Annotated in this window: 7 protein-coding genes and 1 pseudogene; 1 reads left to right on the top strand and 7 read right to left on the bottom strand. The window is 69.5% G+C overall.

All coding sequences use genetic code 11. The features are described 5' to 3' along the window. Positions 1-589: 589 nt before the first annotated feature. From IE206_RS41845 to IE206_RS41820, 6 genes are all read right to left on the bottom strand, one after another. Entirely contained in the window at positions 590-1006 is a 417-nt protein-coding gene (locus tag IE206_RS41845; RefSeq protein ID WP_189971980.1) for a glycine-rich domain-containing protein, read from the bottom strand. Between the two features lie 457 nt (positions 1007-1463). Beyond that, a complete protein-coding gene (locus IE206_RS41840; protein WP_189971978.1) occupies positions 1464-2327 on the bottom strand; it encodes a hypothetical protein in 864 nt (287 codons plus the stop codon). Between the two features lie 10 nt (positions 2328-2337). Next, positions 2338-3213 carry a papain-like cysteine protease family protein gene (locus IE206_RS41835; RefSeq protein ID WP_229853404.1) on the bottom strand — a complete coding sequence of 292 codons (876 nt, stop codon included), beginning with the start codon at positions 3211-3213 and terminating at the stop codon, positions 2338-2340. Between the two features lie 38 nt (positions 3214-3251). Then, positions 3252-3806: a hypothetical protein gene (locus tag IE206_RS41830; RefSeq protein WP_189971976.1), complete on the bottom strand. Its 555-nt coding sequence runs from the start codon at positions 3804-3806 to the stop codon at positions 3252-3254. A 70-nt stretch (positions 3807-3876) separates the two neighbouring features. Then, positions 3877-5709 (bottom strand): RICIN domain-containing protein, encoded by a 1833-nt coding sequence (locus IE206_RS41825; protein WP_229853403.1) that lies wholly within the window; start codon positions 5707-5709, stop codon positions 3877-3879. Between the two features lie 1003 nt (positions 5710-6712). Then, entirely contained in the window at positions 6713-6994 is a 282-nt protein-coding gene (locus IE206_RS41820; RefSeq protein WP_189971974.1) for a hypothetical protein, read from the bottom strand. 421 nt (positions 6995-7415) lie between these two features. Here IE206_RS41820 and IE206_RS41815 point away from each other — a divergent pair, with 421 nt between their 5' ends. Next, positions 7416-7859, top strand: a complete 444-nt coding sequence (locus IE206_RS41815) for a hypothetical protein (RefSeq protein WP_189971972.1) — start codon at positions 7416-7418, stop codon at positions 7857-7859. Positions 7860-7945: 86 nt separating this feature from the next. Here IE206_RS41815 and IE206_RS41810 read toward each other — a convergent pair. After that, a pseudogene (locus IE206_RS41810) lies at positions 7946-8173 on the bottom strand (hypothetical protein); the annotation flags it as partial.

Raw genomic sequence — 8173 nt, 5'->3', positions numbered from 1 at the left:
TTCCCAACCGCCCTGGCCGCTACAGCTTGACGGCTTGGGGTCGTGAGGTGTCTTCCTCGGCCTCGCCACCTGCCTCATCACACACCGACACGTCCAACGCCTTTGTTAGGACCTCTTAACCCGAAGAGGGAAAGCGTGAGGACGGGCTCCCGGGGCGCAGCACGGCGCAGCGATACGGGGCGCACCCGGCAGATCACCAGCCAACTTCACTGCCCGCGCTGCGGAGAGGGGCGCTCCGCGCCCCGTGCCGCCGGGTGGCGGCTGTGGCGCGCTGGCCCGGCGCTCCGCGCCAGCCCAGACGGGCGCACCGCGCCCTCCACCGCGCCACAGCCGCCACCCGGGCCCGCGTGCTGGGCGTCCGCTCCGCTCCCGCTCAGCCGGGTGCTGCGCACCCTCACGCGCTGCGGGTCCTGGCAGCCGGTCAGCAGGGCGCTGCGCGCCTGCTTCCCTCGCTTCGCGCTGCCAGGACCCTTGCCCCTGCCGCTTCGCGTCATGGGGGCACGGCACGGGGCGCGCAGCGCCCCTCTCCGCAGCGCGCGAGCCCTCCGGCCGTCTTGCGACGGCCGGAGGGCGGTTTACGGGGTGAGGCTCAGTGGCCGTCCTCCCCGGGGCGGCACGGGGTGCACTTCAGCGCGTCCTTCTCCCACAGCGTCCAGTCCACCGGGAATCCGTTCTCCTCGATGATCTGAGCGGTCTTGAGGACGGAGCCGTCTCCCTTGCGCTCCACCTCCGGGATGTGGTCGAGGAAAGCGCCGTCCATGTGGGAGGCACAGAACTGCCTGTAGTTCACGGTGTCCAGGATGAACACGTGAACGCCGAGGTCCACCAGCTCACCGGGCCCCATGGCGAGACCCTGGCCGCGCTTCTCCATGGAGGTGATCAGGTAGGCAACGGCCTGCCCGAAGACCCGCTCCGCCATGACGCGGTCGAAGGGGTAGTCCCGCATCAGCAGCAGAACTTCCTTCGCCCACACATCCGGAACGACGAACAGACGCGGGTCGCGCATCTTGGTCTGCGTCGCGCGACCTGAACTGCTTCAAGGTCCCGAGCTCATGTACGTGTGGTGGATGAGTACCGCTCCCAGGAGCGGTACTCATCCACCACACGTACATGAGCTGTCGTGCGTCTGGGCGCAGTGACCCCGCTCCTTGGCCCGACTCTCACCGGCACATGGCACCCGTGGATGTTACGGGCCGGGGGGACTGGCAGGTCGGCCGCTTCGGCGGTCAGTAACGGGGGAGCGCGGGCGGCGGCGTCGCCCAGGCCGGTGCCGTCTTCTTCACTCCCCCGCCAACGTCACCTCGCCACCTACGCGGCCCTGCCGCTCGCGGCCCGCCTCACGCTCGTCCCGGCGCTGCTGGGGACAGACGCCGGGCTCTTCGACGCGGCGGCGCTCGCCCTGGCCGACCCCGGCGCCTCACCCGCTGCACCTGACCGGGAGCTCGTCCCGGCGGCGCTGTACGTCAGGAGCGCCGTCGGCGGCGCAGGTGCAGGAGCCCTCCGCCTGCCGCCGACAGGGCTGCCGCGCCGGAGGCGGCAGGGAGCCAGGGACGTGAGGAACCGGCGGCAGCGGCCGTCGGGGTGGCGGCCCGGTCTTCGACAGGGGCGTAACCGCCGGCGAGGCCCTTGCGGTCGTAGGCCGAGCCCGGGAGCTTGTCGCTGTAGCGCTTGGCGACGAGTTGCTGGTAGGCCTTGAGGGTGACGTGCTGCTTGCCTTGGAGGGCCACGCCGGCCTCCTTGTTGAGTGGTTCGACGGTGCCATTGCTGGTCACCCGGTACCAGGCGTGGATCTGAGGTTCCATGAAGGTCTGCTCCTGATCGGTGCCGCGCTCGGCGGTGCTGACGTCCGCGTCGCCGTCGCGGATCCCCGCCAGCTCCCAGGCGTGGCCGCCCTGTTTCTGGGCGAGCAGAACGGCGGCTTGGTGGCCATTGGCCGCAGAGACACGGGAGACGAGGTAGGAGAGACGCAGAGCCGAGGCGGCGGTCGGCTTGGTCTTGCCGGTGACGAACTCGGGTGCGAGTTCGTAGAGCGGCACGGGCTTCTTGAGGTCGAAACCGGGTGCCGTGGTGGGGGCTTGGACGAGGCCGCGCGGGTTGCCGGCCGTGCCGCCGTCTGCGCCGGCGGCCGGCGTACGGTGCTCGGCGGCCGTCAGGAAGCGGGAGACGGTGTCGTGGACCTGGCCGGAGCGCAGCACTTGCTGAGCGGCGGTGTAGTCGGTCGCGGCGGGTGCGGTGGGGCGGTCGGCGGCTTGCGCGGGAGCGCCCGCGCACAGGGTGGCGGCAGCGGAGGCGAACAGGAGGGCGGCGCGTGTGGTTGTACGGTGCATGGTGGGTCCCCTAGCCGTGGATGCCTGTGCGCGTGTGGGTCCACCGGAAGGAGTTGTTTCCGGCGTAGGTGGAGTAGTCCCACCAGGTGTAGGTCTGGGTGCTGGGCCACGGGTCGCCGACTGCCACCATGTTGCTGGTGCTGTCGTAGCCGTAGATGACGTTCATGTGGCCGCCGCCGGAGGTCCAGCCGATACGGACGGCGAACGGGCGCCCGTTCGCGATCTCGTTCTGGGTCTCGCTGAAGGACGCGCTGCGGTACAGGTCGGTGCCGCTATTGCGGAAGCCCATGTTCTTGAGGGCGTTGGCCATGTCGTCGAGCGTGGCGGGCTGGTTGTTGCAGTCCAGCCAGCTGTTCTGGGCGGCCAGTCGGCAGAAGTCGTACTGGGTGTAGCCGGTGTATCCCCAGTAGTTGGCGATGGTCAGGCCGGAGGCGTCCCAACACCACTGGTTCTGGACCTGCTTCTGCATACCGATGTTGAGGACCGTCCAGCTGGTGGGCCGGGTGGAGCTGCAGACCGGCAGGCTGCCGGTGTCCTCGCGGATGAATGCGTCGGCGAGATAGTACGCGCCGGACCAGATCCAGCGCGAGTTGTTCTCCACGGCGTCGCCGGTGGTCCGGCAGACCATCGGGATGTGGTCGCCGACCGGAGAGCTGCCGGTGACGTTGGAGGACAGGGTGGGCAGAGAACGCTGGTTGACGGTGGCGAAATTCCCCTGGCCGCCGACGACTGTTCCGGTGCTGGCGGCCTGGGCCTGCGGGGCGACGGCCAGCATGAGGCCGGCGGACAGGGCGGCGGCCACCGTGGACGCGAGTATCCTTCTGCGGCCCGGCCTGCGGGTCGGCGTATGAGCGGGTATGCGGGAAGTCCTGCGGAATCTGTGCATGGGGGGTTCCTTTGTCTTGATCAAGGCGGTCGTCCTGATCAGGAAGGGCGGTTCCGGCGGCGCCGCACTCGGAATGTGGCGAAGCCACCGATGGCGACGAACAGGGCGGCGCCGCCGATGGCCAACGGGGTGCCTACGCCCGGTCCGCCGTCGGATTCGGTACGAGGTGCTGCCGCCCGAGGTGTTCCGGCTGCCGGCGCGGCGGGCGACGGGGCGACCGACGCAGGGGCCACCTCGGCCTGGGACTCGGCGCGGCCGAGCGCCGGGAAGGCTGTCTGTGCCGTGATGGTCCAGCGACCGGCGGGCAGAGCCTCGGCGGTGGTGAACGTTCCGGGCTCACCGGCTACCGGTACGAACCGCCAGGGCCCGACGCTGGTGCCGTCGGCCGAGGTGGCGGTGAGGGTGCCGGCGACTTTCTCGTTGACGGGGTGACCGTCGTCCTCCCAGGTCGCCTTGGTGACGGGGTGGCCGGCGGACACGCCCGTGACGGTCAGATGGATGGTGTCGCCGTGGGCGTGTGCCGTGGCCGCGGAGCCTAGGAGGAGCAGGCCGATGAGGGCGGTGGTCACTGCCGTGAAGCGGCGATCGGGCATGAGGGGGTGGCTCCGGTGTGAGGGGGCCGGCAGGGGCCGTATGAGGACGGCCCCTGCCGTTGGTGGGGGGTCAGGATGCTTTCTGCAGGGCCCAGTTCTGGTAGTTGGAGGTGTCCGGGTCCTGGAGTTCGAGCAGCCAGGCTCCGTAGTACGGCCGATTGCCGACGCCCAGGACGAGTGAGCTGTTCTTGGCGGTCAGGCGCAGTCCGGTTCCCGACTTGGTGAGTCGCCACTGCTGGGCGTCACTGCCGGAGCAGGGCTGTTGGGCGACCCACTGGCCGGCGGCCGCGGCACCGCCGATCTGCAGGCACTTGCCCGACACGGCCGAGCGAAGGCGCGCACTGCCGCCGGCAACGTCATCGAAGTACCACTGCTGAGGGGTGAACCCGTTGGGCTGGGAACCGACCAGGACGGTGCCGTCCGCGCTCCCGCCGCCCCAGATCTCAGCCGCAAGCCCCGTGTGACCATTGGTCAGCGTGTACCGCGTGCCGGGTTTGGTCGCGGTGCCGCCGACGGGCGGGGTGTGGAACGACAGGGCGCGGCCGGGTCCGGAGTCGCGGCCGGCCTGGTCGCGGACCGAGACGGCGAGCCGGTAGTCGGTGTCGGGCTGCAGGTTGTAGACCCGCGCCGAATTGGGCTGGACCCATGCCAGGTGGCTGTCGTTGAGCAGGAGCTGGTACCAGGCTACGGAGGACGCCGCCGGCCAGCTGACCACGGCCGAGTCGGACGTCAGCTGCCCGAGGACCGGGACGGGGCCCGTCGTCGGTCCGGTGCTGCCGGTCGGCGTGGGCTTCGGCGTCGGGGTGGGGCTCGGGTCCGGGTCGGGCCGGGTTCCACCGCCGGTCATCAGGAACTGGTTGTTCGCGACGTTCCAGTGCGTGGCGAGGTAACTGCCCGCCGGCGGATTGGTGTTGTAGTAGTCGTCGTGGTTGCAGTCCAGGCGCTCGTCGTGGCTCTGCTCGGTACAGACGATGCGCATGGTGGGGTAGTACGGCGTGTCCGAGTAGCACATGATGTCCCACTCGTCGGTGCAGTGCGCGCCTCGACTGCTGTTCGGTGCGCTGTTGTTCACCGCACCGAGGTTGTGTCCGAGCTCGTGCGCCGCGGTGGAACCGCTCCAGCAGCCGGCGTCCGTGCGGCCGTAGGAGGGGCCGAAGTTGCTGAGGTTGGCGGCGCCGGGGCGCTCGTCACCGTTGAAGGTGCCGATGCCACAGTAGACCTTGGCGTCCGCGAAGATCATGTACTTGCGGTCGCGCCGGTCGAAACCCTTCTGCGCGAGTGCGGAGTTCAGCGCACCGAACTCGGCGAGTGCCGAGCTCGCCACCTCCACGTCGAGCACGGACGGCGTGCAGTCGGCTCCGGTCACGTACCGGATGTGCCGTACGCCCCCGGTCTCCTGCGCGCTGGCGTAGTAGATGGTGTCGGCGTCGGCGGCCCACCTGCGGAACGACGCCAGGTACTCGCCGTACCGGTCGTTGCCGGGATCGTGCGCGTACACCACCTGTACCCGGTTGCCCGTGCTCCCGTCGCCGTCACACTGCACCGCTTGACCACCCGGCGCTGCCTTCCCGCTTCCGGTGCCCTGGGCGGGGGCGGCGGGCGGCGTCTTGGCGGCGGTGCCCGCCTGGCGGGCGTCCACAGAGGCCGTGGTGCCGGAGGACGGCTGTTCCGTGGAGGGCTTTTGGGTGGCGGGGCGGCTTGGCGTTCCCGCCGCTCCCTGTGTCTTCACGGCGGGTGGCGTGTCCTTGGAGATGTCCACCCCCTTGGGCGGCTTGTCGGGACCGTGCGTGCACCGGCCGTCGGCGGTGCGCAGGACGCCGGCGCAACGGTCACCCTTGGGCGCGGAACTCAGGCCCTTGTAGACCAGGCCGCGCTTGCGGTCTTCGTTGGGTATTCGGGCCACCGGTTCCGGGGTCTTGTCGTGTGCGGGTGCCGGAGCGGGACCGTCCACGGCGGCCCGCGCCGCGGTGATCTCAGGTCGGGACGAATGGTGGTCGAAGACGCCACCGAGCGCAGCTGTAGCGACGAGTGCTCCCGCCGTGACGGCTACCGCTGCGACGAGAATGCCGCGTCTTCGCCGCCTTTGCTGAACCTGTCTTCTGCGACCGGACAAGGCCACACCTCATTTCTGTGGGGGAGTTGTGGTTGGCCGGAAGTGTGCCAGAACGGATGCAGGGACTAACAGGGCCTCTTTGTGCGGGGAATGGGAGCGTGCACTGCAGAACAACGCGCGAGAACAGCCGACGCGGCCTCCAAGTTCCCTTCCCTGCAAGGGATTTGACTGCACGGAAACCAAAGGTCCATTCCAATGGATGGCCAACCCGAGGGGCGCCACTTAGGAAGATCGTTATCATGGAATGAGTAGCTCCATTTGTGTGCAATTGCACAGCGTGTCGATGCTCTCGCCCAAGGTCACATTCTTGGGGTATCTGTTTAGGTAAGCCCAAGGCGCGCTTATGGAACCGCCGATGACCCATTGCAGGTACTCGGCTATTGCCTGCTGAAAAGAGCGCTCTCGCCCCTGCACGCCAGTACTGGATAAGCGAGCACTGCCCGGTTGCCTCTGCCACGCGGACGAACTGCCGTCATCTGAGTGAGCGTTCGGCGATGCGGCTATCCAAGGCGGCAGTGGCCTACGAAGTCCGGCTCGTCAGCGGTTGGGGACGGGTGGGGCGAGGCGTTTGGCGGTGCGACTGACGATGGCGGATTCGACGTGAGTGATGCTCAGGCCGGTCAGGTCGCGGGAGAGGAACTCAGAGCGCGGTCAGGTCGGGGAAGCGGCGGCGTGCAGATCGCAGGGGCCGCAGGTTGCGAACGCGCCGTGGACGGCGTGGTGGTCGGCCGGCGCCTGCACCGGCCGTCGGCGGTGCGCCTTACCCGACGCGGCTTGCTCGACGGCGCCAGGGTCAGCGGTGCGAAGGCCGCTCCTCAGGCGAGGATGCCTCGATGAGCGGGGTGGGGCTGCCGGTTCCGGCCGGGTGCACTTCGATCGAACCGTCGGCGTTGAGCAACGCCCGTCGGCCGGGGTAGGTCCGTTCGGCCGTGACGACATCGCGTTCGTCGAACTCCCCGGTGAAGACGAGGACGCCGTTGATCAACTCGGTCTTGAAGGTGCTGGTGGGCCAGCGGTGGAGAAGTGCCTCGGCCGTCATGGGCTGCTGCGCGGAGGGAAGGTCGGGTCCGGGCATGGCGCGTTCCTCACTGGCGGCCGGTCGGGGCTGAGAACGGGACTCACCCATGGAGCTGAGAGGTGGGCAGGGCGCGGGGTGCTTACGGTAAAGGGGTGGTGGAGCGCAGCGAATTGCACGCATTGGTGGAATCCCTTCCCGAGTATCTCCCCGGTGACGCGCTCATGGCGCTGCGCCTGCTCCTGCCGGCTGAGGGGGAGCCGCCGTACCCGAAGGCGACGAACACGTCGTGCGCCGTCGGGTCGTATCTCCGACACGCATCCTGCGCGGGATCGTTGGGCGAGGTATGCGCCCCGTCTCCACTTCGGACTCTCAAACGGTCCGGGTCCCGACCCCGACCGACCCTGGTGACGCTATGCAGGCTGTCGGGCGTCCATCTTCGGATGAACGTACCTGCGACGACGCAAGAACCGCCCGCGCCGTGGCCCGCCAGGCGTACGTGGCCTGGGTTCAGGGTGACCGTGCTGCCGCCCGGGCCCTGGCTGACGTCGCACGCGTCTATGCCTGTCTTGCCGAACGAGCGGACCACACGGCCGCACGCTTGGACCTGGCCACCGCCCAGCTCAAGGCGGATGCCGCACGTGCCGAGGCGGCCGCCGAGGCCGCCGACGACTATGCCCGGCTCACGCCGCGTCAGCGTTCGGCACGCCGGGTGGCGCGCATGCTGCTGGCCGCACGCCCGGACACGCCGGTCGACAAGATCGGACACGAGGTCGTGCCGCTGACCACGATCATGGAGCGACTGGATGTGGGGCAAAGCACCGCCTCCGAGCTCCGCAAGGAGGCTATGGCTCTGCTGCTGTCCGGCTACGGCCATCAACACGCCGCAGCCGATGCGCCCTACGAGCCCGAGAGTAAGTACTGAACGGGTACTTCTTCGACGTCGGCACTATCCCCATCAAGGACGTACACGGACTTAGGGAGCCCGCCAGCCTCGTAGCCGGTGCGGGGTCAGGTGGGGCGCCGTCCGTCGCGGTCCTGGCGGGCCCTGGGCGCACGCCGGGTGCCGGGTTCGAGCGTCGGGCCGCCCGGGCCCGCAGGGGCGGAGAAGCCTCCGGCGACGGGAAGCCGCACCACATGCTGCGCCTGGGCGGCCGGGTTTGACTCGCTGGAGGTGGTGTGGGCGATGACCTGGGTGTGGGGGGTCCGCGAGGCGCAGGCGGCGCAGACCTCGGACAA

The sequence above is a fragment of the Streptomyces violascens genome (assembly GCF_014649955.1).
Lineage (GTDB): Bacteria > Actinomycetota > Actinomycetes > Streptomycetales > Streptomycetaceae > Streptomyces > Streptomyces violascens.
This window is presented reverse-complemented; position numbering and strand designations above follow the sequence as displayed.